The sequence below is a fragment of the Kitasatospora sp. NPDC057904 genome, assembly GCF_042887925.1.
In the GTDB taxonomy this organism is placed as follows: domain Bacteria; phylum Actinomycetota; class Actinomycetes; order Streptomycetales; family Streptomycetaceae; genus Kitasatospora.
Genome location: NZ_JBHVOL010000011.1, coordinates 1 through 24,300, shown reverse-complemented (window position 1 = coordinate 24,300; position 24,300 = coordinate 1). Strand labels below are relative to the sequence as shown.

Genomic DNA, 24,300 nt, shown 5'->3' with positions numbered 1-24,300 from the left:
CACACCGATGACCCCGCTCGACCACAGCGCCGCCGTCGCCGCCGAGACCGCCCGCTTCGTCGGCGCCGTGCGGGCCGCCGACCCGGCCACCCCGGTGCCCACCACCCCCGGGTGGACCCTCGCCGACCTCGTCCAGCACGCGGGCAGCGTCCAGCGCTGGTTCACCGTCCTGCTGCGGCAGCGGATCCAGGAGCGGCCCACCAGCCGGGACGTGGACCTCAAGCTGCCCGGGCGGGCCGAGGCGTTCCCCGACTGGCTGGCCGACGCGGCGGCCGAGGCCGGCGAGGCCTTCGCGGCGACCGACCTCGACGCCCCGATGTGGGCCTGGGGCGCCGACCAGCACGCCCGCTTCTGGGTGCGTCGGATGCTGTTCGAGACCCTCGTCCACCGCGTCGACGCCGAGCTCGCCCTCGGCGGCAAGGCGGACATCGCCCCGGAGCTCGCCGCCGACGGCGTCGACGAATTCCTCACCAACCTGCCGTACGCGGTCTTCTTCGCCCCGGGCACCGCCGAGCTCCGCGCCGAGGACCGCACCATCCGCTTCGCCCGCACCGACGGCGACGGCACCTGGCTCGTCCGCCTCCGCCCCGACGGCTTCGGCCTCGACCGCGACGCCGCGCACGTCCCGGCCGACGCGACCGTCTCCGCCACCGCCGCCGACCTGCTGCTCCTCCTGTACGGCCGGGTCGACCGCGCCTCGGAGGGCGTCGCCGTCGCGGGCGACGAGGCGCTGCTCGCGCTCTGGTTCGCCAACTCGGCCTTCTGACCGGCCAGGTGGGGTCCGCCGGTCGGTGGACCCCACCGCCGGTCGCCTCAGGCGTTCGCGCCGCTCATCGGCCCGTCCGGCACGGCCGGCACGGCGGCCGGCTGCTCCGCCCCGGTCGCAGGCTGTTCCGCCTCGGTAGCCGCGTGCTCCGCCTCGGCGGCCGCCTGCAGGTAGCCCGCGAGGCGGTTCCGGAGGTCCGTCGTCCAGAAGTCGTCGTCGCCGTCGTCGTCCTCCGGGACCGTCCGTTGATTCCTGGCCATCGCCCGGAGCAGATCGATGTCCAGACCCGCGTTCCCGTGTTCCTCGCAAGCCTTGTGGAACCGGACGAGGTGCCCGACGGGCGCGGAGCTGGCCATGGCGGTCAGGAGGCCCGACCGCTCCCCGCTCGGCTCGTCCTGGTCGGCGATCCAGCGGAAGAGGTCGATCGGCCGGCGCACGCAGGCGAGGGCGTATTCGACCGTGATCCCGTCGTGCAGGCGGCGCCGGTCCCTGAACTCCCGGGCGAGGGCCATGACGTCGCGGACCGGGTGGCCGAGCGCGACCTGCTCGATGAGGTTGTCCGCGGCCTCGTCCTGGTCGGCGTCCCGCAGGTAGGAGACCGCCTCGCACATGCCCGTCAGATCGCCCGTGCCGCCCCTCTCCCGCAGTTCGAGCTCGGCGTTCGTCGCGCGCGTGAGCTCGTCGAGGGTCCGGGCGTACACCTCGCGCAGGCGCAGGACGGCTCCGGCCTGGCGGATCTGGTCCTCCAGCTGTGCGATGCGGTCGAGAGCGGCGTCCCGCTGCTCGGTCAACCCGCGGACTTCCTCCCGGCTTCGGGAGGTCAGGTGTTCCAGGGCCTCCTCCGCGTTCCGCCGGAGCTCGCGTTCGTCCCGGAGCTCCTGCTGGAGGCCGTCCATCTCCCGGAGCGCCTGGGCGCGGTGCAGGTCGAGGTCCTCGCGGGCGTCGGCGAGCTCGAACTCGCGGGCCTGGAGCGGGCTTCGCGCGCGGGCCGCCGCGTACATCAACGCCCGGGTCGCCGCGACCTCCTCGGGGGAGACGCAGGTGCCCTCCTGCTCGGCGATCAGCTCGTGGAGCCGCGCGGCGAGCTCCCGACGGGGCACCTCACGGCCGTTGAAGAACTTCGACAGGCGGGTCCGGTCGACCCGCAGTCCGTCGCCGCTCAGCCGCCCGGCCAGTTCCTCCGACGAGAGCCCGATGCGTCCCCGCAACTCCCGCAGACGCTGCGCACAGCGCCGCTCCGGCTCCGACAGCCGTTCGTCCAGCGGGGACAACCCCCGTGGTGCGGGCATCTGCTCCCGCGTCACGCCGTGCCTCCTCCGTGTTGTGCGGCCGGCATCTTGCGTCGGGCCGACGCACGATGCCGTTGCGACCTGACGCAACCACCGTGCTGGCCATTGTGATGGGACCGTCCCCCGTTGGTACCGTCTACGGAGATTCGAGTGCGCCGAAAGCGACGTTCCCCGCGCCCGTTCCTGGAGTTCCGGGTAGGAGGCTTCCGCCTGACCCTCCAGTCCCGCCCGCGCCGGCTGGTCCTGCTGCTCGGACCCGCGGTCAGCGTGACGGCCGGGTGGCTGGCGCTCCGCAGGTAATGGACGGACGTCCCGCCGTGTTCGATATTGATCAGTCCATGGCAAATTGCGCAGCTTCGCGCAGGTCGCGATCCCGGGCTGTCCGGCCGGTCGTTCGGGAATCGCCCAGGGCTGCGCAGGTGTCGTGCCCCGGGGCTACACTCCGGTCATGCTCAAAGCTGATCGCGCCGCACGGATCCTGTCCCACATCTCGGAGGCGGGAAGCGCGGACGTGCACGCGCTCGCCGGGCTGCTCGGGGTGTCGGGGGCCACGGTCCGCCGGGACCTCCAGGAGCTGCACGACCAGGGTCTGCTGCACCGCACCCGCGGCGGGGCCGTCACCGGGGCGGTCAATCTCGAACTGCCGCTGCGGCACCGCAGCGAGAAGCAGCAGGAGGAGAAGCGCCGGATCGCCCGCGCCGCGGCCGAACTCGTGCCCGAGGGCGCGGTCGTGGGCCTCACCGGCGGCACGACGACGAGCGAGCTCGCCCGGGTGCTGGCCGAGCGCGGCGGCGTCACCGTCGTGACCAACGCCGTCAACGTCGCGGCCGAGCTCATCGTCCGCCCCGAGATCCGCCTGGTGGTGATCGGCGGCATCGCCCGCTCGGCGAGCTACGAGCTGATCGGCCCGGCGGCCGAACGGATGCTCTCCCACTACCACTTCGACGTCTCGTTCGTCGGCGTCGACGGCCTCACCCCGCACGAGGGCTGCACGACGCACGACGAGATGGAGGCCCAGACCGACCGCGCGTTCCTGCGCGGCAGCGCGCGGTCGGTGGTCCTGGCGGACAGCACCAAGGTCGGCCGGGTCACCTTCGCGTCGATCTGCCCGCTCGCCGAGGTGCACGACATCGTGACGGACACCGGCATGACGGACGCCCAGGAGAAGGCCATCGCGGACTGCGGGGTGCGCGTCCAGCGCGTGTGAACGCCGCTGCGGGGGCGGCTACTTGACCGAGCCGGCGGTCAGGCCCGAGACGACGTGCCGTTCGATCACCGCGAACAGGACGACGACGGGCACGATCGCGACGAGCGACGCGGCGAACACCTGGTTCCACTGCACGCTGTAGGCGCCGATCATGTTGTTGATCCCGACGGTCAGCGGCTGCCGGTCCGGGGAGGTCGTCAGGGTCAGGCCCATGATGAACTCGTTCCAGGCCGCGATGAACGTGAAGATCACCGCTGTCACCACCCCCGGCAGCGCCAGCGGCAGCGTGACGCGCCACAGCGCGCCCAGCCGCCCGGTGCCGTCGATCCGGGCCGCCTCCTCCAGCTCCACCGGGATGGAGGCGATGTAGGCGCTGAGGATCCAGATCGCGAACGCCAGGTTGAACGCGGCGTTGGCGAGCACCAGCACGAGGACCGTGTCCAGCAGGTCGAGCGCGTAGAACTCGCGGTAGAGGCCCACCTGGAGCGCCGTCGGCTGGAACATCTGCGTGACGAGCACCAGCAGCAGGAACGCCCGGCGCCCCCGGAAGCGGACCCGCGCCGTGTAGTACGCGGCGGGCAGCGCGACCAGCAGCACCAGCAGCGTCGAGCCGCCCGCGACCACCAGGGTCACCTGGAGGTTCTGGCCGAGCGTCGTGTCCCGCCACACCGCGGTGAACGACGACCAGTTGAAGTGGTCCGGCAGGTAGCCGTTGTCGCGCAGCTCGCCGGCCGGGCGGCCCGCCGTGACGAGCATCTCCAGGTACGGCAGCAGGAACAGGGCCGCCAGCGCCCAGGCGGCGGCGGCCGGCAGCAGGGTACGGGGGTCGAAGCGTTTCACTGGCCCTGCTCCTCGTTCCAGCGGCTGACCTTGAGGAAGAGCAGCACCATGACGATGACGGCGGCGAAGTTGACGACGGACATGGCGGCGGATTCGGCGACGTCGTAGCCGCGCAGCATGTACATGAACACGGTGGTGGTGGCGGTGTCGGCGTTGGGTCCGCCCTGGGTCATGCCCCAGATGACGGGGAAGGAGTTGAAGACGTTGATGAGGTTGACGACGAGGGCGACGAGGAAGGCCGGGCGCAGCAGCGGCAGCGTGACGAGCCGGTAGGTCTGGCGGCGGGTGGCGCCGTCGACGCGGGCGGCTTCGTAGACCTCGGTGGGGATGGTCTGGAGGCCGGCGAGGAGGGTGTAGGTGGTGAAGGGGAGGGAGACGAAGACCGCGACGGCGATGAGCCAGGGTTTGGCGTGGGTGGCGTCGCCGAGCCAGGCTTGTGGGCGGTCGATGAGGCCGAGGTCGAGCAGGAGGCGGTTGAGGACGCCGGCGACCTGGTCGAGCATCCAGCGGAAGCCGATCGCGGTCATGAGGACGGAGGCGGCCCAGGGGGCGATGAGGGCCCAGCGGGTGATCCGTCGGCCGGGGAATTCCTGGTTGAAGAGCTGGGCGAGGGCGAGCGAGAGCAGCATGGTCAGGCCGACGACGGCGACCGTCCAGAGCACCGTCCAGCCGAGGACCTCGGGCAGGCGCGGGTCGGCGAACAGTTTGCGGTACTTGGCCAGGCCGGCCGCGCCGTGGTCGGTGCCGGTGGTGTCGATGCGCCGCAGCGAGGTGCGGACCATCTCCACCACCGGCCAGACGACCACGGCGAGGATCAGCAGGACGGCGGGCGCGATCCACGGCACCGGGCCGAGACGGCGCAGGGGGTCCCGGTGGCGCAGCGGGTCCCGGCGGCGCGGTGGGTGCGGCACGGTCACTGGCCGGCCTGGACGGCGGCCTGCTGGAGCGCGTCCAGCGCCTTCTTCGGGTCGCTGACGGCGGTGCCGATCTGCGTCTTGACCTGGGCCGAGACGCCCGGCCAGGTCGGGTCGCTGAGCGGGTAGAAGGTGGCGGTCGGCAGGATGCGCAGGAAGGGCGCGAGCGCCTGCTCGTCGGGGTCGGCCTGGAGGGCGGTGAGCGCGGACTTCGTGACCGGCAGCAGGCTGTACTCCTTGGCGAACTTCACCGCGTTGTCCTTGGCGTAGGCGAAGTCGAGGAAGGCCTTGACCTGCTCCTTGTGGCCGCCCTTCTTGAAGGCCATGACCCAGTCGGCCACCCCGAGCGTGGACGGGCTCGCGCCGTCCTTCCCGGGCATCGCGGTCCAGCTGACGTCCATGGTCTTGACGTCGCCCAGCAGGGTGGGGATGCCGTTGAGCATGCCGACCTTGCCGGACGCGAAGTCCTTGGTGAGGTCGGTGCGGTTGACGGCCGCCGGGCTCTGCTCGGTCAGGCCCGCGTCGACCCAGGACTTCAGCTGGGTGAACGTGGCCACGTTGGCGGGGGAGTTGATGGCGTACTTGCCGCCCGCGTCCTGGTAGCCGCCGTGGTTGCCGAGCATCCAGATGAACGACTCGCCCTGCGCCTCCTCCTTGCCGAGCGGCACCCCGAGCGGCACCTCGACGCCCGCCTTCTTGAGGGCGGTCGCGGCGGCGGTGACGTCGTCCCAGGTCTTCGGCGGATTGGCGGGGTCGAGACCGGCCTTGCGGAAGAGCGTGTTGTTGATCAGGAACATCCGGGCGCTGGAGACGAACGGGACGCCGTACTGGGTGCCGTCCTGCACGCCGGCCTTCGCGAGGGCCGGGACGAAGTCGTCGGCGGTGGCTGCGGAGAGGACGTCGCCTGCCGGGTAGAGCATGCCGTTCTTCGCGTAGTCGGCGTAGCCGCCGGTCTGCAGGAGGTCGGGCTGGTTGCCGTTCTGGACCATGGTCTTGACCTGGGTGTCGAGGTCGTTCCAGTTGATGACCTGGAGGTCCACCCTGACCTTGGGGTTCTGCTGCTCGAACGCGGATATGACGCCCTGCCAGTACGCCTGGCTCGGGTTCTGCCCGTTGGAGCCGTAGTCGGCGGCGACGAACCGGATCGTGGTGACGCCGTCGGCGGACGTGCCGCCGGAGCCGGAGCCCTTGCTGCACGCCGACAGGGCGAGCGTGCCGGCCAGGGTGGCCGCCGACAGGGCGAGGAGAGGCCGCTTCATGTGCAGGACCGCCTTTGCGAGTCTACGAACTGCGTGAAGTTGTGCGATCGCGCAGATCACCAATCAAGTTCGATCAGTAGCGTGCCCAGAGTGTGCCCCGTTGGCGATGGCCATGACGGGCGCGTTATCGAAGTGTTGCCGTACGGGCCGTGGCGAGAAGGCACCCTTCCGTGTGACTGGAACTGCGTGTAGCCTCGCCGCCGGTTGCTCAATCTTGATCTGTTGGGCGTGAAGTGCGGCAGATTTGAGCAGAAGTGCCGTGGGAGCTGTTGGCGCCGTAGGCGGGGAGGCCCTTGTGAGTCACGTCAACCAGAGTCACGTCAACCGGAGTCACGTCAACCAGAGTCACGTCAATCGGAGTCACGTCGAGCGTGAGATCGCGGATCAGCCGGACTGCTGGCGGCGGGCGTCGGAACTGGACCCGGCCGGGCTGCCCGAACCGGGCGAGCGGGTGGCCGTCATCGGCTGCGGCACCTCGCTCTACGTCGCCCAGGCCTACGCGGCGCTGCGCGAGGCCGCCGGCCACGGCGAGACGGACGCCTTCCCGGCCTCCGAGTACCCGGCCGACCGCCGCTACGACCGGCTCCTCGCCCTCAGCCGCTCCGGAACCACCACCGAGGTGCTGACCGCGCTCGCGCGCGCCGACCGCACACCCCGCACCGCGATCACCGGCGACCCCACGACCCCGATCAGCGCCGTCGCCGACACCGTCGTCGACCTGGCCTTCGCGGACGAGGAGTCGGTGGTCCAGACGCGCTTCGCCACCACCACCCTCGCCCTGCTGCGCGCCCGGCTCGGCCACGCCCCGGCCGACCTGCCCGCCCAGGCCGAACGGGCGCTGGCCGCCGACCTGCCCGAAGGCGCCCTCGACGCACGGCAGTTCACCTTCCTCGGCACCGGCTGGACCGTCGGTCTCGCGCACGAGGCGGCGCTGAAGCTGCGCGAGGCCTCCGGCTCGTGGACGGAGTCCTACCCGGCGATGGAGTACCGGCACGGCCCGATCAGCGTCACCGCTCCGGACACCGTCGTCTGGTTCTTCGGCGAGCCGCCGGCCGGACTCCTCGACCAGGTCCGCGAGATCGGCGCGACCACCTCCGTCACCGGCCTGGACCCGCTCGCCGACCTGATCCGCGCCCAGCGGCTCGCCGTCGAACTCGCCAAGGCCCGCGGCCTCGACCCCGACCGGCCGCGCCACCTCACCCGGTCGATCGTCCTCACCCGGCCGTGACCACGGTCATCGCGCTCGACGTCGGCGGCACCTGGGTCAAGGGCGGCGCGGCCGGCCCGGACGGCCGCCTGCGGGCCGCCACCCGCCGCCCCACCGGCGCCGAGCACGGCCCGGAGGCAGTACTCGCGACGGTGCTCGCCACCGCCCGCGAACTCGCCGACCACTACCGCCCGGTGGCGGCCGGCGTCGCGATCCCCGGCATCGTCGACGAGCCGGCCGGCCGGTCGGTCGGTGCTCGCCGCGAACCTCGGCTGGCACCGGCTGCCCGTCCGCGACCGGCTCGCGGAGGAACTCGGCGTCCCCGTCGCCCTCGCCCACGACGTCCGGGCCGGCGGCCTCGCCGAAGCCCGCCTGGGGGCCGGTCGGGGCAGCGGCAATTTCCTGTTCGTCCCGGTCGGCACCGGCGTCGCGGCGGCCCTGGTCGTCGACGGCCGCCCGCTGACCGGCAGCCACGCCAAGGCCGGTGAACTCGGCCACCTCCCGGTGGAACTCGCCGCCGGCGAACCGTGCGGGTGCGGCGGCCGGGGCTGCCTGGAGACAGTCGCGTCGGCCGCCGCGATCGCCCGCCGCTACACCCGCAGGACCGGCCGCACCGGGACGGACGCCAAGGAGGTCGCCGAACGCGCCCGCACCGGCGACTTCGCGGCGGTCACCGTCTGGCGCGAGGCCGTCGACGCCCTCGCGGAAGGCCTCGCCGCCGCCGTCACCCTGCTCGACCCCGAGCGCATCGTGATCGGCGGCGGCCTCGCCGAAGCGGGCGAACTCCACCTGGCCCCGCTCCGGACCGCCCTCGCGGCCCGCCTGACGTTCCAGACCGTCCCCGAGATCGTCCCCGCCGAACTGGGCCCCCGCGCCGGCTGCCAGGGCGCAGCCCTCCTGGCCCGCGAACTGGCGGCGGAGACGGGGACGTGACGGGCGTGGAGGGGGCGTGCGCGGAGGGGGCGTGCGCGGGAAGTCGGCCGGTTCGACTTCCCGCGCTGCGCGAGTGTCCGATCGGCCGCTGCGGAGCCGGTGTCGCCCGCCCCCGCCCCCGCCACCCCGACCCGAGGAGTCCCCGATGCCCCTGACCGGTACCGGTGCCATCGTCGCCCCCGCAGTCGCCTACGGCCGGGGGGTCGGGGCGTTCAACGTCATCCAGCTGGAGCACGCGCAGGCCATCGTGACGGGGGCCGAGGCGGTCGGGGCGCCGGTGGTCCTCCAGCTCAGCGAGAACGCCGTCCGCTACCACGGCGCCCTCGCGCCGGTCGCCGCCGCGACGCTCGCGCTCGCGCGGCGGGCGACCGTTCCCGTGGCCGTCCACCTCGACCACGCGACGTCCGCCGGACTCGTCGCCGAGGCCGTCGACCTGGGCTTCTCCTCGGTCATGTTCGACGCCTCCGCGCTCGCCCACGCCGACAACCTCCGCCGGACCGCCGAGGTCGTGGCCCGCTGTCACGCGGCCGGGGTCTGGGTGGAGGCGGAGCTGGGGGAGATCGGCGGCAAGGACGGCGTCCACGCGCTGGGGGTGCGCACCGATCCGGACGAGGCGGCCGACTTCGCCGCCGGGACGGGCGTCGACGCGCTGGCCGTCGCCGTCGGCTCCTCGCACGCGATGGCCACCCGGGACGCCGTCCTCGACTTCGCCCTCATCGCGCGGCTGCGCGAGGCCGTGCCGGTGCCGCTCGTGCTGCACGGGTCCTCGGGCGTCGCGGACGAGGACCTGACCCGGGCCGTCGAGCACGGCATCACGAAGGTCAACATCGCCACCCAGCTCAACCGGGTGTTCACCGCCTCCGTCCGGCGCGCCCTCGCGGACGACGTGCGGCTCGTGGACACCCGCCGCTACCTCGGGGCCGGCCGCGCCGCGACGGCCGCCGAGGTCGCCCGCCTGCTCACCGTCCTCCGGGCGAACCCTTCCTGAGGACGGTGAGCGGACGGGCGGCCAACACAGACGCCCCCCGACGAGACGCCCCCCGACGAACGGAAGGTGACACGCCCCATGCCGTCCATGCGCCACCGCTTACGCCGCCCGCACCCCCGAGGCGTCCTGACCACCGTGCTCGCGCTGCTGTGCGCGCTGCTCGGCGCCGTCCCCGCGGCCCGCGCCGCGACGCCGTCGGCGGGCACGCTCTCGCCCGGCCACCGCACGGTGACCTGGCAGAGCCCCACCTACGCCAACGGCGCCGTGCCCGACCCCGCGCACTGCCCGAGCGCCGCCGCCGACCCGGACGGCAAGGTCTGCGACCGCTTCTCGATCACCGTGGACGTCCCGGCCGGCTACTGGCAGGGCCACCCCGACGGCGGCGTGCCGGTCTCGATCAGCTGGCCCGACCCGACCATGGAGTTCGACCTCTACGTCTACGACGGCGCGGGCCGCAAGGTCGCCGAGAACCAGACCGGCGCCGTCCCCACCACCGCCGTGATCCCGGACGCGTCGGGCACCTACCAGGTGCTGGTGGTGCCCTACTCCGTCAAGAACTCCTCCTACACCGCGACCGCGCTGCTCCCCGAGCCCACCACCGTCGGCGACGCGACCGGCATCGCCCGGGACGGCGACGGCTACCTGATCCAGGCGGGCGCGACGGCCCGCGCCCGCGTGGACTTCACCACCGAGGACGCCTTCCGCCTGCAGTTCAGCCCGGACGGCACCTTCACGGCCCCGCCCGTCGGCGAGATGATCGCGACGACTCCGCCCACCCTCAAGACGGTCGAGGAGCGCGACGAGGGCGACTACTACGCGATCAGCTCCGCGCACCTCACCCTGCGCGCGTACAAGCAGCCGCTGCGCTTCGCGCTCTACACCGACGACGACACCAAGCGCGTCTGGGAGGAGACCCGCGGCCTCACCTGGACCCAGGACGCGATGCAGCAGACCCTCGCCCGCGGGCCGCAGGAGCAGTTCTACGGCGCGGGCGAGCAGAACGGCTCGTTCTCCCACCGGGGCAGGACCGTCCACGTCGCCAACGACTACAACTGGAACGAGGGCGGGTTCAACAACTCCCAGCCCTTCTACCTCTCTTCGGCCGGCTACGGCGTCTTCCGCCACACCTACGCCCCCGGCACGTACACCTTCGGCGACCCGGTGCAGACGTCCGAGCGCGAACGCCGCTTCGACGGCTACTACTTCTACGGCCCGGACCTCAAGAACATCATCGGCGCCTACACCGACCTCGTCGGCAAGCCCTTCATGCCGCCCGTCTACGGCCTCGAACCGGGCGACTCCGACTGCTACCTGCACAACGCCAACCGCGGCGAGCGGCACACCCTGGACGCCCTCAAGGTCGCCGACGGCTACACCGCCAACCAGCAGCCGCTCGGCTGGATGCTCGTCAACGACGGCTACGGCTGCGGCTACGAGAACCTCCAGCAGACCGGCCAGGGCCTGCGCGACCACCAGATGCAGCTGGGCCTGTGGACGTCGACCGGCCTGCCCAACCAGGGCGAGGAGGTCAAGGCGGGCGTGCGGGTGCGCAAGCTGGACGTCGCCTGGGTCGGCCCCGGCTACAAGTTCGCGCTGGACGGCTGTCTGAAGGCCAAGGACGGCATCGAGCAGAACAGCGACGCCCGCGGCTTCGTCTGGCTCCCCGTCTCCTGGGCCGGCGCACAGCGCTGCGGCGTGCTGTGGAGCGGCGACCAGAAGGGCACGTACGACTACGTGCGCTGGCAGATCCCGACGTACGCGGGCGCGGCCATGTCCGGCATCGCGTACAACACCGGTGACGTGGGCGGCATCTTCGGCAGCGACCCGAAGGTGGAGACCCGGGACCTGGAATGGAAGACCTTCGTCCCGGCCATCATGACCATGGACGGCTGGGCGGCCGCCGACAAGCAGCCGTGGCGGGCGGGCGAGCCGTACACCTCGGTCAACCGGCGCTACCTCCAGCTCAAGGAGCGCCTGCTGCCGTACTTCTACACGCTCGCCGAGGAGGCGCACCGCACGGGCGTCGGCGCGGTGCGGCCGCTCGTGCTGGAGTACCCGGACGACCCGAACACGTGGGGCGACGCGGCGAAGTACGAGTTCATGAGCGGCAGCGACTTCCTCGTCGCGCCGGTGTACGACAACTCGTCCGTCCGCAACGGCATCTACCTGCCGAAGGGCACGTGGGTGGACTACTGGACGGGCAAGACGTACGAGGGCCCGACCACGGTCAACGGCTACCAGGCGCCGCTGGACACCCTGCCGCTGTTCGTCCGGGCCGGAGCCGTCGTGCCGATGTGGCCGCAGGGCACGCTGTCGTGGCAGACCCGCGACACCGGCCGGCTCTCCTACGACGTCTACGCCAAGGGCGGCGAGTCCTCCTTCACGCTCTACGAGGACGACGGCACGACGCGCGCGCACGAGCAGGGCGCGGGTGCCACCCAGGAGGTGTCGGTCCGCTCGGTCGGGCGCGGGCACGGCGTGACCACCGTGGACGTGGGCCCGAGCGTGGGCGACTACACGGGCAAGCCGGCCGCGCGCGCCTACGAGTTCACCGTCCACGCCGGGGCCGGGCCGGGCGCGGTGCTCCTGGACCACGAGCCGCTGGACGGCTACTCCTCGCAGGCCGGGCTGGACGCGGCGGGCGCGGGGTGGTTCTACGACGCGGCGGCGGGCGTGGTGCACGTGAAGACGCCGCAGCAGCCGACGGACTCGGGCTTCTCGCTGCTCCTGGCGGGAGCCGGACCGCTGGCGGGCTGAGCCTGGTCGAGCCGGGCTGAGCCGGGGGAGGGCGGAGGTCTTCGGGCCTCCGCCCTCCCCCCTTCTTCGTCTCGGCGAACTTGTTCGTAACGAACATGTTCGTTACCGTGGAGAGGACAGCGACCCGAAGGAGCGGACATGACCCAGCGCAACCCGGCCCCCGTCCCCGCCCACGTCCCGATCGCCGTCCTCGGAGCCGGCCTCGGCGGCCTGACCCTCGCCCGCGTGCTCCACGTTCACGGTGTCGAGGCCGCCGTGTTCGACCTGGAGGCGTCCCCCGAGGCCCGCACCCAGGGCGGCATGCTCGACATCCACGAGGAGTCCGGCCAGCGCGCCCTGCACGCGGCCGGCCTGTACGACGGCTTCCGCGCCCTCGTCCACGAGGGCGGCGAGGCCATGCGGCTGGTCGCCCCGGACGGCACCGTCCGGCTCGACGCCCCGGACGACGGCACCGGCGGCCGCCCCGAGGTGGACCGCGGCGCCCTGCGCGACCTCCTCCTCGGCTCCCTCCCCGCCGGGACGGTCCGCTGGGGCCGCAAGGCCACCGGCGTCCGGGCGCTCGGTGACGGCCGCCACGAGGTCGCCTTCGCCGACGGCGGCACCCTCACCACCGACCTGCTGATCGGTGCCGACGGCGCGTGGTCGCGGGTCCGCCCGCTGCTGTCCGACGCCGTCCCCGCCTACACCGGCATCTCCTTCGTCGAGGCCGACCTGCACGACGCCGCCGTCCGTCACCCCGAGGCCGCCGCGCTCGTCGGCGGCGGGTTCTTCATGGCGCTCGCCGAGGACCGCGGCTTCCTCGGCCACCTCGAAACGGACGGCAGCATCCACGTCTACACCGCCCTGCGGGTGGGGGAGGAGTGGCTGGACGGCCTCGGCGCCGCTGATCCGTCAGCGGTCAAGCGGGCCGTCCTCGCCGAGTTCGACGGTTGGTCCGACGGCCTGCGCGCCCTCGTCGCCGACGCCGACGGGCCGCTCGTCGGGCGCCGCATCCACGCCCTGCCGGTCGGCCACCGCTGGGAGCGCGTCCCGGGCGTCACGCTCCTCGGCGACGCCGCCCACCTGATGTCCCCGTTCGCGGGCGAGGGCGCCAACCTCGCCATGCTCGACGGCGCCGAACTGGGCGCGGCGATCGCCGCCCACCCCGGCGCCGCCGAGGCGGCGCTCGCGGCGTACGAGCGGGAGCTGTTCCCGCGCAGCGAGGCCTCGGCGGCGGAGTCGGCGGCCAACCTGGAGCGGATGTTCGGGCCGGACGGGCTCCAGGGGATGCTCGACCTGGTCACCGGGCCCGCGGCCTAAGGTGGGCGGCATGAGCAGCACCCCGACGCCCCGCCCCCGCAGCCGCCGCGAACGCCCGGCCAAGCCGGCCCTCACCTACGAGGGCATCGTCGCCGCCGCCGTCCGGATCCTGGAGGCCGAGGGACTGCAGCGGGTGACCATGCGCCGCCTCGCGCAGGAGCTCGACACCGGCCCGGCCTCGCTCTACGTGTACGTCGCCAACACGGCCGAGCTGCACGCGGCGATCCTGGAGGAGTTCCTCGGCGCGGTGGACCTCGCGCCGGTGCGGGCGGCCGGCGACTGGCGCGAGCGCCTGGCGGCCGTCCTCGGCTCGTACACCGGGGTGCTGTTCCGGCATCCGGCGCTCGCCCACACCGCACTCGTCACCCGCCCGTCGGGCCCGCACTACCTCGCCGTCGTGGAGGCGCTCCTCGCGCTGCTGCACGAGGGCGGCGTGCCGGACGGGCAGGCGGCCTGGGGTGTGGACGTCCTGCTGCTCGTGGCCACCGCGACGGCCGCCGAACAGTCCGCCCGCGACGCCGACCCGGGCGCCGAGGCCGAACACACCGCCCTCGCCGAAACCCTGCTCGCCGCCACCGCCCCCGAGCACCCCCGCATCGCGGCCCTCGGCCCCGCCCTGCTCGCCGGCACCCCGGAGGACCGCCTCGCGTGGACCTTCCGCATGGTGATCAACGGGACGGCCGCCACCCCGCGTTAGTGCCCGTCAGTTGCCGTAGGGCTTCTTCTCCCGGGCCTCGCGCAGGGCCTGTCCCCACCAGCCGAGCTGGTTGAACAGCGTGGTCGCGGCGGCCGTCGCGCCGACGGGCTCCTTCAGCGCGCCGGTCTCGTCGAAGAGCCCCCAGCAGTTGTGGAAGCTGACCACGTCACGGACGGTCACGGAGTGCATCTCGGCGAAGACCTGCCGCAGTTGCTCCACCGCCCGCAGGCCACCGGACAGGCCGCCGTAGGAGACGAAGCCGACCGGCTTGGCCGCCCACTCCTTCCCGTGCCAGTCGATCAGGCTCTTCAGCGAGGCCGGGAAGCTGTGGTTGTACTCCGGGGTGACCACGATGAAGGCATCCGCCTCGGCCAGCCGCGGCGAGACCCCGGCCAGCACCTGCGCAACCTCCTTGCCGGGGTTGTGGGACAGCTCGTGCGGCAACGGGTGGTCGGCGAGGTCGATCGCATCGACCAGCAGGTCGTCCCGCTCCTTGGCGAGCGAGGCGACCCAGTTGGCGACGGTCGGCCCGAACCGGCCGTCCCGGACGCTACCGGTGATGACGGCGAGACGGAGGGGCGTGGCGGACATGGGGAACTCCTCGACAGTCGGATCTGCGCGCCCCGCTGCGGGGCGACGTCCATATGATCGAAGTTCAAGCGCACTTGACGTCAAGCCCCGTCCGGCCGCGGCGGCAGCTGTCAAGGAAGCCTGCTCCTCCTCCGTCGATGCGACCGGTCGTCACTACGGGGGTTCCGGCGCAGGGGTCCGGTTCGGGTTGCTCGGGCCGCTGCTGCTCGCCGGCCCGGAGGTGCGAACGCTGCTGCCCTCCTCCTGTGCTTGCCCTGCTGGACTCGTGGCGGGGCGAGCCGTTCGCCGCCGTGCCGGTGCTCGCCGCCTCTGCCCCCAGGCCACCCAGCGGCGCGACACCCGGCTCGCCCTGCTGGAACGCGGAAACCCGTCCTCTGGCGTTCCGGCGGCACGGCGATAACATGAGTACTCCTCATGTTTGCCTCGGGAGGCTGCCATGCCGAACCGCCTCGACCTGCCCTCCGGATTCCGCTGGGGTGCCGCCACCGCCGCCTACCAGATCGAGGGGGCGGTGGAGGAGGACGGCCGCGGCCCGTCCGTCTGGGACGTCTTCACCGCGCGCCACGGCGCCGTCCGGGACGGGCACACGGGAGCGGTCGCCTGCGACCACTACCACCGGTACGCCGAGGACATCGCCCTGATGAAGGGCCTCGGGCTGGACGGCTACCGCTTCTCCATCGCCTGGTCCCGCATCCTGCCCACCGGCACGGGGCCTGTGAACCCCGCCGGCCTGGCCTTCTACGACCGCCTGGTCGACTCCCTCCTGGAAGCCGGCATCACCCCGCTGCCCACCCTCTTCCACTGGGACCTCCCACAGACTCTGGAGGACGCCGACGGCTGGCTCAACCGCGAGACGGCGTACCGCTTCGCCGAGTACGCCACCCTCGTGGCCGACCGCCTCGGCGACCGGATCCCCGCCTGGATCACCCTCAACGAGCCCTTCGTCCACACCGTCTTCGGCTACGCCCTGGGCACCCACGCCCCCGGCCGCACCCTCATGTTCGAGGCCCTGCCCGCGGCCCACCACCAGCTCCTCGCCCACGGCCTGGCCGCCTCGCTGCTCCACGAGCGGGGCCTGGAGGTGATGCTGTCCAACAACCTCACCCCGGTGTGGCCGGCCTCCTCGTCACCCGAAGACGCAGCCGCCGCCGAGGCCTACGACGCCCTGCACAACCGCCTGTTCACCGACCCCGTCCTCCTCGGCCGCTACCCCGACCTCTCCGCCCTGGGCGTCCCCGACGACATCTACGGCGCCGTCCGCGACGGCGACCTCGACCTCATCCACACCCCGCGCCTGGACGGCCTCGGCCTCAACTACTACAACCCCACCCGCGTCGCCGCCCCCACCTCCCCGGGCCTGCCCTTCGACCTCGTCGACATCCCCGAGGCCCCCCACACCGCCTTCGGCTGGCCCGTCGTCCCCGACGGCCTGCGCCAACTCCTGGCCAGCCTGCGGAAGATGTACGGCGAAGCCCTCCCGCCCATCACCATCACCGAAAACGGCTGCTCCGTCGACGAGTCCACCACCCCCGACCACCCCCGCATCGACTTCCTCGCCACCCACCTCGACGCCCTCGCCCAAGCCATCGCCGAGGGCGCCGACGTCCGCGGCTACTACACCTGGTCCCTCCTCGACAACTTCGAGTGGGCCGAGGGCTACCACCAGCGCTTCGGCCTCGTCCACGTCGACTTCGCGACGCAGCGCCGCACGCCGAGGGCGTCGTACGCCTGGTACCGCGACCTGATCGCCACCCACCGGGCCCGGGGTGAGCGGTAGTCGGGGGCTGGGCTGTTGTGGCACCCGCCGGACTCGATTCAGGTCCGGTCGGGCTCTGCGAAGCATCTTTCGTGGCTGAGTGCGGCTTGGCGCGGCGTGTGGATCCGTGCCTGCGGCTGGGGGTCGGTGGAACCCGGTGGATTACGTAGTCGGAATGCGTAGTTCTACTGACGCCCGTGGGCCCCGTCGCCGGGGAGGCTTGCCCGGGGTGACAGGAGCAATCAAGAAGCGGATTACCTAGCGACCCTTGTCGGCGGCACGTGAATGCCGTCCGGGGAATCCGCGCGAGGCCGCTTCTGACAGAGCACTCCAGCCGAATTCAAGGGCTGCCTGAATTTCCACAAGTGACACACAGTGAGGCGAATCCCTGCCCATGCCTGCAGACGATCTCCACCACGCCGCATCGCCGCCACCCGCCTTTCAGCCCCTCCAGGCGGACGACCCGACCGAAGTAGCCGGTTACCGGTTGTACGCGCGTCTGGGGGCCGGCGGGATGGGCCGGGTCTACCTCTCCTACACGCCCGGCGGACGCCCGGTGGCCCTCAAGGTGGTCCGCCCCGAGTTCGCCGAGGACCCCGAGTTCCGCCGCCGGTTCACCCGGGAGGTGGCCAACGCTCAGCGGATCCACGGCCTGTACGCCGCCCAGGTGATCGACGCCGGTACCGAGGCCGACACCCCCTGGCTGGTCACCGCCTACGTGCCGGGCCCCTCGCTGCAGCAGGTGGCGCGCGAGCACGGCGGGCTGCCGGTGCGCACCGTGCTGCTGCTGCTCGGCGGCATCGCCGAGGCGCTGCAGGCGATCCACAGCGTCGACGTGGTGCACCGCGACCTGAAGCCCGCCAACGTGATGGTCGCCGCCGACGGTCCGCGGGTGATCGACTTCGGCATCGCCCGGGCCGCTGACACCACCGCGCTGACCGGCACCGGGGTCCGGATCGGCTCGCCCGCCTACATGGCGCCCGAGCAGGCCCAGGGCCGCCCGGTCACCCCCGCCACTGACGTCTTCGCGCTGGGCGCGCTGGCCGCCTATGTGGCCGGCGGCGTGCAGCCGTTCGGCGAAGGGCCGGAGACCGCGGTGCTCTACCGGGTGGTGCACGAGCCACCGGAGCTGGACGCGGTGCCCGCCGAGCTGCGCGCGCTGCTGGAGCGTTGTCTGGCCAAGTCGCCCGAGGACCGTCCCACGCCTGCCGAGATCATCGAGCTCGTCCGCAACCGCCCCGAGATCGGTGGGCAGTTGCGGTTCGCCGACGACTGGCTCCCCGCGCCGGTGGCCACCGAGATCATCCGCCGTTCCGACCTGCCCAGGACACTGCCGACCCCCACCGTCCTGGACTCGGTGCCCTCGCTCGGTACCCCGACGCCGGCGGCGGTTCCCCCACCACCGCTCAGTGAGATGCCCACCGCACGTGCGCAATATCCGGAGCAGACCGTTCCGATCGCCGGGGCTGCGCCGCCCCTCGCACCGCCGCAGGCCAAGGCGAAAGGCGTTTCCTGGAAGACCCTGGTGACCATCGCCGTGGTGGTGGCGCTCGGCGGCTCGCTGGCCGGGGTGCTGCTGACCCGGCACGACACGTCGACCACCAGCGGCAGCGACGTCGCCCAGGCCCCGGCCGCCGCGAAGTCCCCGGTCGCGTCGACGACGGCTCCCGCATCGACGGCTCCCGCAACCGCGCCCACCAGCGCGGCCACCGGTGCGCCCACCAGCGCGGCCGCCGGTGCGGCCAGCGCCGGCGCCTCGTCGGCCGGTGGCGCGCCCAGCGCACCCGGCTCGGTCGGCGGCGGCTCGGCGCCCGCGACGGCGGGGAGCTACACCCCGGTGGTGAACAAGGTCGAACTGACGATCCCGGCCAGCCTGTACGCCAGCCAGGCCTACCAGGTCGACCTGGCAGGCGGGAAGACGGCCCCTGCCGTCACCGCTCCCAAGTGGGCCCTCGCCCTGACGCACCAGAGCCCCACCGGTGGCGTCTCGGCCGACTCCTTCCGCGCGGCCGGCTTCGACCTCTCCGACTTCGCCGTGCTGACCGACCCGTCGTCCACCCCGGCCCAGTGCAACGCCGCGATCGACACCCAGCCCAGAGCCGACGTCGGCTTCGCCCAGGTGAACGGCGGCCGGTTGCTCTGCATCCGCGACCGCACCGCCAACAGCATCGCGATCGCGACCATCGAGACCGCCGACGTACAGACCGGCGAGGTCAAGCTCTCGCTGAGCACCTGGCAACGCAGCTCCTGACCCCGTCCGAGGGGGGAGGTAGCGGGCGGAGCAGCCGTTGGGCGACGACTCCCTCATGCCGTGTCGGGTGCCTCGCCGAGCAGGGCGCGGGTGAGGCTCGCCCGGTTGGAGACACCGAGTTTGCGGTAGACCCGGCCGAGGTGGGTGTCGACCGTGCGCACGCTGAGGAACAGCGTGCCGGCGATCTCTCCGCTGGTCAGGCCGGTGCCGGCGAGGCGGGCGATCTCCTGTTCCCGTCCGGTGAGCAGGGCCAGCCCGGCCGGATCCGCCCCGCTCCGGGCATCGGACGGGACGAGGGCGGAGGGAGCAGCGGACGAAGCCAGCGCGGTGAACAACCGGGCGCGCTGGTGGGAGACTTCGTCGGCCAGCCGGGCCGAGCCGCACTGGTGGGCCAGCGCCGCGGCCTGGTCGAGCCACCCGGCCACCTGCTCGGTCCGCAGGCCGTCCAGCGTGAGCGCGGCCACCGCGACCAGCGTGCGGCCCATCTCGATGCGCTCACCGCCGACGGTGAAGTCCGCGACCGCCGCCAGCCCGCTGAGCCGAGCCTGCTCGACGTCCCCGCGCATCCGGTGGGCCCACATGCGTGTGCGCCCGGCGTACCCGCGACGGTTGGCGGAGGGCAGCTCGTCGACCCGGGCCTCGGCGAGGTGCGCCCAGTGCTCGGCCATCGTCCGGTCCCCCTCGGCAATCGCAGCCTGCGTCAGGGTCTCGTAGCAGCGTGGTTGCCACCAGGCAGTGACCCGGGGCAGGTGGACGCCGCCTGCGGCGTCCAGCAGCAGCCGGCTCGCCCGGGCCGGATCCCCGGTGATCAGCACGAGTTCGGCATGGGAGCAGCGGACGTTGACGGCCCAGGCGGTGGACTGACCGTCGGCGAGCGCCGCCGCGCGATCGGCCGACGCGAGCACCTCGCGCACCTCGGCGGAGCCGCCCCGCCACAGCAGGACCTGCGAGCGGAGCACCGCCAGCACTGCCCGGATCGCCGGGTTGCCGTCGAACTCGGTGTGCCGGTCGGCCTCGTCGAGCGTGGCCAGCGTGCGGCGCAGGTCCCCGCAGCGCAGCTGGGTGCCGGCCAGCGCCATCAGCAGCGCGGGCTGGATGTACGTCTGCCCGGTGCGCCGGGACAGCGCCGCGCCCCGGGTGAGGTGACGCTCGGCGGCGGCCAGGCGTCCGAGGGTCCCTTCGGCCGTGCCCACGTGGTACAGCGCCTCAAGATTGGTCAGGAGGGTGGCGTCGGAGACGGCGTCGACGAGTTCGACCGCGCTGTCCGCGGTGCGGTCGGCCGCGGCGAGGTCCCCGGTGAACAGGTGGGCGAGCGACGCCTGGGCCAGGGACTTGGCCTCATTGACCCGGTCGTGGTTCCGGCGGGCGATCGCGGCGGCCGTCTCGGCGTGCTGCCGACAGCTCTCGTAGTCCTGCAGGTCGTAGGCGCAGTCGGCGAGTTCGGAGTGCAGGGCGGCCGCCGCGGCGCAGTCGCGGTCGGCCAGGGCCGTGAGCCCGGCACGCGCCACGGCGCCGGCCTCGCTGTAGCGGCCGAGTTGCCGTTCGGCCCGGCTCGCGTCGGCGAGTGCGGTCACGGCGTGGTTTCCGTGCGGCGGTCGGCCGGCCGCCGGTCGGCGCAGCGTGTCGAGCATCGCCCGGCTCTCGGTGGCGTCGCCGGTCAGCAGCCGCGTCTGCGCGAGCAGCACCTGCGCTTCGTGCCAGTGCTGCCCACCCTCCCGGAGCAGCGGCAGTATGACCTCGAGATACCCGGCCGACACAGCGGGGGAGGTGTGCAGCGCGTCTCGCGAGGCGGCGATCAGGGTGGTGAGGTGCTCCGGCTCGTTCGGGTCGAGGGACCGCGCCACATGGTGGGCCCGCCGGGCGATCGGCACCGCGAGCTTGGCCAGCGCGGCCGCCGAGCGGCGGTGCAGGTCCCGGCGCCGGCTGGGTTCGATCTGCTGGTACACGACCGCACCCACCGCCGGGTGACGCAGGACCATCTTCGCTCCGGCGTTGGCCGGCCGTACCAGGTCGAGGCCGGTGAGCAGGTCCAGAGCCCGCATGGTCTCGGGCAACTCCAGCCCCAGCGCGGCGGCGAGCAGCTCCGGGTGGAACGAGTGGTCGAACACCGCCGCGGCGTGGAGCACGGTGCGCGCGGTGTCATCGAGGCCGGCCAGCTCACCGAGGATCGCCGTACCGGCCGCGGCCATCGCCTGGCCGTCGGAGGCCATGATCGTGAGGTACTGCGGATTGCCCTGGCCCTCGTGGTGGAGCTTCTCCAGGTCGGGACGCTCGCCGAGCAACTCCCTGGTCGCTGCCGGGGAGAGCGGCCCGAGCTGCCACACGTCGAGCAGGCCGGCGGATATCGCGCGGGACAGCACGGCGGCGAGCGCGGGCGAGAGCTGGCGCTGCCGGTAGGCGAGCAGACAGAGCAGCGGGCCGTTGGCGGTCGCCTGGAGCACCCGCTCCAGGCCCGGGATCCGATCGGCCGCAAGATGGTGCAGGTCGTCCACGGCGACCACCGCCGCGCCGTCCCGCGTCACCTGCTCGCGCACGTCGCAGGGCTCGTCCAGCAGCGACCGCAGGCCCGGGAGCGCGGGTGCGCTCGCGTACTGCCCCTGGGCCGTGTCCACCCGGACCCCGGCGGCCCTGGCGTGTGCGACGGCCGTGGACATCAGCGCGCTCTTTCCGATGCCCGGCTCCCCGACCAGTGCGATCGCCCGTCCGCCCGCCGTCGTCAGGTCACCCAGCACCTCCAGCAGCGTCTCGATCTCCCCCGCCCGCCCGAATAGTTGACGCCCTCTGGCAGCCATCCTCCAGGCCGGCGAACCCTCGAGGATGGATCCGCCGTCCTGCATTCCATCCGACATGACCGGCACATTAGTCGCAGCGAACGACAGAATCACCAGCCCTTCACGGCGCTCGCATGCTTGACGACACGTGACCAGCCCTACCAGGCCACTTGGCCGTGGTCATTCGCCGAAGCCGTAGGAGTCCGGCCCGCCTCTTCGGCTCCGGAGCGGAGCCGAAGAGGCGGGCCGTTCGAGGGTCAGGCGGTCGGCGGGCCGTACTCGTCGTGGCGGCGCAGCCAGTGGGTCTCCTCGCCCTCCTCGTGCCGGCCCAGCGGCGTCCGGTCGAGGAGGCCGTAGTAGGCCATGGCGGGCTCAAGGCCGCGTGCGGTGGTGACGTACGTCCGGTGGACGGTGCCGTTCGAGAGCGCGTAGGCGCTCAGCCCGGGTCCCTCGGTGACGTACCCGGGCACGTCGGTGCCGCAGGCCTCCGCCATCTGCCGGACGGTCGGCGGGATGTCGCCAGCGAGGAACGGCCCCAGCTCCTCCGCGGTGTACTGGAAGCCGAGGTCGCGGTGGAAGTCGCTGCCGGCGGTGGAGACCCAGTCGAAGCCCCAGCCCATCCGCTCCCGGTAGGCGAGGAGCTTGGCGATCGGCGCCCGCGAGGAGCAGATCAGCGTCACGTCGCGGGCTTTGAGGTGGACCGCGTTGGGGTCGAGGGTGTCCGCGATCGAGGAGCAGACCGGGCATCCGGCCTCGTACGGCGGGCCGAACATGAAGTGGTAGACAAGCAGCTGCGAGCGCCCGCCGAAGAGGTCCGCGAGCGACTTGGTCCCGCCCTCGGTCTCGAAGCCGTAGTCCTTCTCGACCGGCACCCAGGGAAGCTCCCGCCGCTTCCGCGCGAGCTCGTCACTTCGTCGGGTGAGCTTCTTCTCCTCCGCGAGCAGCTCCGCTCGCGCCGCCTCGAACTCCTCCTGCGTGCCGATCCTGTGCTCGGGCATGACCTTTCCCTCCTGTGTGGGAGCAGAACGCCACATCGCGGCGTGCGGTCACCCGCAGTGGCAGCCGGCCGTGCCTGCCACCGGCTACCCGTCCGGCCATACATCCACCGTACGCGCGCGGCGGCGGGTGCTCGAAGCCAAGCCGAATCGCCTGTGCGGTGACGTGATCGCGCGGCGGGATCCCCGGTCCCTCCGGGGCCGTCAGCGCGGGGCCGACCCGGCGGGGAACGGGGCGCCGTGACCCGGGACGATGACGTGGGCCCCGCTGACCCCGTACGCCCCGGTCGGTCGAGGGTTGCCACCAGCGCTTCGGTCTCGTCCACGTCGACTTCGCGCCGCAGTGCCGCAGCGCCGCACCCCGAGGGCGTCGTACCCCATCCACCGCGACCTGATCGCCACCTACCGGGGGCGCCGGCCGCGGTGGATGGCGCTTCGAAGGTTTCGGTCCGGGGACGCAATTCTGTCGGTGGCGGTCGTCATGTCCTCGGGCTGCCCGGTTCCTAGGGTGGAGGCACTGGGAGACACCGGACGCGTCGGTCCGGACGGTGTGGCACGTGGTTGCCGGAGTCGTTCGTCCCCGCCGTTTCGCGCATCCGAGGAGCACCATGACCGCCACGCTGACCGCCATCTCTCCCGCGCACGCCGTCCGCGAGCTGACCGTCGTGGGGCCGGAGGGTCTCGTCGAGCTGGCCGTTCCGGTCACCGTCCCGGTCGTGGGGCTCATTCCGGCGCTGGTCCGGTGCGTTGCCGGAAGCCAGGCCGGTGACGGGGACTGGGCGCTGCGGCGTCTCGGCGGTGCTCCGCTCGAACCCGGTGACACGGCCGTTTCGCTGGGGCTGCGGGACGGGGAGGTCCTGCACCTGTCCTGCTCGGCTGTCGTCGGCTAGCCGGTCAAGCCCTCTGCCGTCCACCAGGCCCTGGGATCGTCGCAGCCTCCGACCGCGAGCCGCTCGCCGTAGCCCTGCTCGACGAGGCAGCCGCCCCGGTGGGCGTGGATCCGGAGCCGGGTGGTGGACCGCCCGGCGGGGGCGGCGCCGGGTGTGGTCCACCGGGGAGGGGCGGTGACGTCCGCGAACGTCCATGACTGGTCCGGGCTCGCCTGCTCCGGGCTGCTCCCGGCCCGCTCGTGTGCGAGGTAGACCGAGCCGTCCGGATCCGTGGTGAGCACCAGGGGGCCGGTCCCGTCGTCACCGGTGCTCGGCAGGAGCGACTGGAGGACGAGTTCGTCGCCGGCGGCGGGCCGTACGAGCCACTCCTGGTTCTCCTCGGCGTTCTCCGGCATCGCGGTCACTGCGGCGCCGTCGGCGGCGTGCGAGGCGTCCGCCCCGAAGGCCGTCATCCTCAGTCCGGACTGGTCGGCCGTCAGGTTGCCGAGCCCGCGCAGTGTTCGGGAGACCGGAGGGGCAGGGGCGGCCGCACCTTCGGGTCCGGCGGCCAGGCCGGCGAGCAGGAGGCAGGGGAGCAGGAGGCAGGGGAGCAGGGCGAGCGCGGCGGTGGCCTTGGTGGCGGCGAGCGCGGGTCGGTAGGTCAACTCGGCTGATCCTCGGTGGAGTTCGATGGCGAGGGGCCGCCCACCGGAGCGAACCGGTGAGCGGCCCCTCGCCGTGTGGGGACGCGATCAGCTCCTGGGTGAACCGTCGGTCAGCTGCGCCTGGATGGACGTCATCACGGCGGCATCGGTCAGGGTGGTGGTGTCGCCGACTTCGCGGCCTTCGGCGATGTCGCGCAGGAGGCGGCGCATGATCTTGCCGGAGCGGGTTTTGGGGAGTTCGCCGAC

Annotated in this window: 19 protein-coding genes and 1 pseudogene; 12 read left to right on the top strand and 8 right to left on the bottom strand. The window is 72.9% G+C overall.

Annotation, left to right across the window (positions count from 1 at the left end; all coding sequences use genetic code 11):
• Positions 1–7 precede the first annotated feature (7 nt).
• Positions 8–766 (top strand): maleylpyruvate isomerase family mycothiol-dependent enzyme, encoded by a 759-nt coding sequence (locus tag ACFVSN_RS26150; protein ID WP_387596377.1) that lies wholly within the window; start codon positions 8–10, stop codon positions 764–766.
• Between the two features lie 47 nt (positions 767–813).
• Here the strand turns inward: ACFVSN_RS26150 and ACFVSN_RS26145 are convergent, their stop codons facing one another.
• The gene (locus ACFVSN_RS26145; RefSeq protein ID WP_387596374.1) at positions 814–2,070 is read right to left on the bottom strand and encodes a hypothetical protein; all 1,257 of its coding nucleotides are present in this window, start codon (positions 2,068–2,070) and stop codon (positions 814–816) included.
• 135 nt (positions 2,071–2,205) lie between these two features.
• On the opposite strand from ACFVSN_RS26145, the gene ACFVSN_RS26140 reads away from it, so the two are divergent.
• Both ACFVSN_RS26140 and ACFVSN_RS26135 read left to right on the top strand, forming a co-directional pair.
• On the top strand, positions 2,206–2,355 hold the full coding sequence (locus ACFVSN_RS26140) for a hypothetical protein (RefSeq protein ID WP_380445144.1): 150 nt from the start codon (positions 2,206–2,208) through the stop codon (positions 2,353–2,355).
• A 148-nt stretch (positions 2,356–2,503) separates the two neighbouring features.
• Positions 2,504–3,262 carry a DeoR/GlpR family DNA-binding transcription regulator gene (locus ACFVSN_RS26135; RefSeq protein WP_380445145.1) on the top strand — a complete coding sequence of 253 codons (759 nt, stop codon included), beginning with the start codon at positions 2,504–2,506 and terminating at the stop codon, positions 3,260–3,262.
• 18 nt (positions 3,263–3,280) lie between these two features.
• Here ACFVSN_RS26135 and ACFVSN_RS26130 read toward each other — a convergent pair whose 3' ends face one another.
• From ACFVSN_RS26130 to ACFVSN_RS26120, 3 genes are read right to left on the bottom strand one after another with little or no spacing between them, the layout of a single operon-like run.
• Positions 3,281–4,123 carry a carbohydrate ABC transporter permease gene (locus ACFVSN_RS26130; RefSeq protein ID WP_387956771.1) on the bottom strand — a complete coding sequence of 281 codons (843 nt, stop codon included), beginning with the start codon at positions 4,121–4,123 and terminating at the stop codon, positions 3,281–3,283.
• Positions 4,099–5,019, bottom strand: a complete 921-nt coding sequence (locus ACFVSN_RS26125) for a carbohydrate ABC transporter permease (RefSeq protein ID WP_387596370.1) — start codon at positions 5,017–5,019, stop codon at positions 4,099–4,101. Before ACFVSN_RS26125 ends, ACFVSN_RS26130 begins: the two co-directional genes overlap by 25 nt.
• A complete protein-coding gene (locus ACFVSN_RS26120; RefSeq protein ID WP_387596367.1) occupies positions 5,016–6,275 on the bottom strand; it encodes an extracellular solute-binding protein in 1,260 nt (419 codons plus the stop codon). Before ACFVSN_RS26120 ends, ACFVSN_RS26125 begins: the two co-directional genes overlap by 4 nt.
• 376 nt (positions 6,276–6,651) lie before the next feature.
• On the opposite strand from ACFVSN_RS26120, the gene ACFVSN_RS26115 reads away from it, so the two are divergent.
• The 6 genes and pseudogenes from ACFVSN_RS26115 to ACFVSN_RS26090 all read left to right on the top strand — a co-directional run bounded on the left by ACFVSN_RS26115 (position 6,652) and on the right by ACFVSN_RS26090 (position 14,156).
• Complete coding sequence (locus ACFVSN_RS26115) at positions 6,652–7,503, top strand: SIS domain-containing protein (protein WP_387596464.1); 852 nt, start codon at positions 6,652–6,654, stop codon at positions 7,501–7,503.
• Positions 7,504–7,734: 231 nt separating this feature from the next.
• Positions 7,735–8,415, top strand: a complete 681-nt coding sequence (locus ACFVSN_RS26110; RefSeq protein ID WP_387596364.1) for an ROK family protein — start codon at positions 7,735–7,737, stop codon at positions 8,413–8,415.
• A gap of 145 nt (positions 8,416–8,560) precedes the next feature.
• Entirely contained in the window at positions 8,561–9,403 is an 843-nt protein-coding gene (locus ACFVSN_RS26105) for a ketose-bisphosphate aldolase (RefSeq protein ID WP_387596361.1), read from the top strand.
• Between the two features lie 417 nt (positions 9,404–9,820).
• Positions 9,821–12,157: pseudogene (locus ACFVSN_RS26100) on the top strand (TIM-barrel domain-containing protein); the annotation flags it as partial.
• Between the two features lie 141 nt (positions 12,158–12,298).
• Entirely contained in the window at positions 12,299–13,459 is a 1,161-nt protein-coding gene (locus ACFVSN_RS26095; RefSeq protein ID WP_387596358.1) for an FAD-dependent oxidoreductase, read from the top strand.
• A 10-nt stretch (positions 13,460–13,469) separates the two neighbouring features.
• Entirely contained in the window at positions 13,470–14,156 is a 687-nt protein-coding gene (locus ACFVSN_RS26090) for a TetR/AcrR family transcriptional regulator (protein WP_380499418.1), read from the top strand.
• A gap of 6 nt (positions 14,157–14,162) precedes the next feature.
• Here ACFVSN_RS26090 and ACFVSN_RS26085 read toward each other — a convergent pair whose 3' ends face one another.
• Positions 14,163–14,747, bottom strand: coding sequence for an NADPH-dependent FMN reductase (locus ACFVSN_RS26085; RefSeq protein ID WP_387596352.1), 585 nt, complete (start codon positions 14,745–14,747; stop codon positions 14,163–14,165).
• 436 nt (positions 14,748–15,183) lie between these two features.
• Here ACFVSN_RS26085 and ACFVSN_RS26080 point away from each other — a divergent pair, with 436 nt between their 5' ends.
• Positions 15,184–16,524 (top strand): GH1 family beta-glucosidase, encoded by a 1,341-nt coding sequence (locus ACFVSN_RS26080; RefSeq protein WP_387596349.1) that lies wholly within the window; start codon positions 15,184–15,186, stop codon positions 16,522–16,524.
• Positions 16,525–16,897: 373 nt separating this feature from the next.
• Positions 16,898–18,754 (top strand): serine/threonine-protein kinase, encoded by a 1,857-nt coding sequence (locus ACFVSN_RS26075; protein ID WP_387596346.1) that lies wholly within the window; start codon positions 16,898–16,900, stop codon positions 18,752–18,754.
• Positions 18,755–18,807: 53 nt separating this feature from the next.
• Here ACFVSN_RS26075 and ACFVSN_RS26070 read toward each other — a convergent pair whose 3' ends face one another.
• Both ACFVSN_RS26070 and ACFVSN_RS26065 read right to left on the bottom strand, forming a co-directional pair.
• Positions 18,808–21,546, bottom strand: a complete 2,739-nt coding sequence (locus ACFVSN_RS26070; protein WP_387596343.1) for a LuxR C-terminal-related transcriptional regulator — start codon at positions 21,544–21,546, stop codon at positions 18,808–18,810.
• A gap of 236 nt (positions 21,547–21,782) precedes the next feature.
• On the bottom strand, positions 21,783–22,523 hold the full coding sequence (locus ACFVSN_RS26065) for a DUF899 domain-containing protein (RefSeq protein WP_387596340.1): 741 nt from the start codon (positions 22,521–22,523) through the stop codon (positions 21,783–21,785).
• A 605-nt stretch (positions 22,524–23,128) separates the two neighbouring features.
• Here ACFVSN_RS26065 and ACFVSN_RS26060 point away from each other — a divergent pair.
• Positions 23,129–23,410: an EsaB/YukD family protein gene (locus ACFVSN_RS26060; RefSeq protein ID WP_387596337.1), complete on the top strand. Its 282-nt coding sequence runs from the start codon at positions 23,129–23,131 to the stop codon at positions 23,408–23,410.
• Here the strand turns inward: ACFVSN_RS26060 and ACFVSN_RS26055 are convergent.
• Positions 23,407–24,054, bottom strand: a complete 648-nt coding sequence (locus ACFVSN_RS26055; protein WP_387596334.1) for a hypothetical protein — start codon at positions 24,052–24,054, stop codon at positions 23,407–23,409. The two genes, ACFVSN_RS26060 and ACFVSN_RS26055, sit on opposite strands and share 4 nt — an antisense overlap.
• Positions 24,055–24,300: the final 246 nt, after the last annotated feature.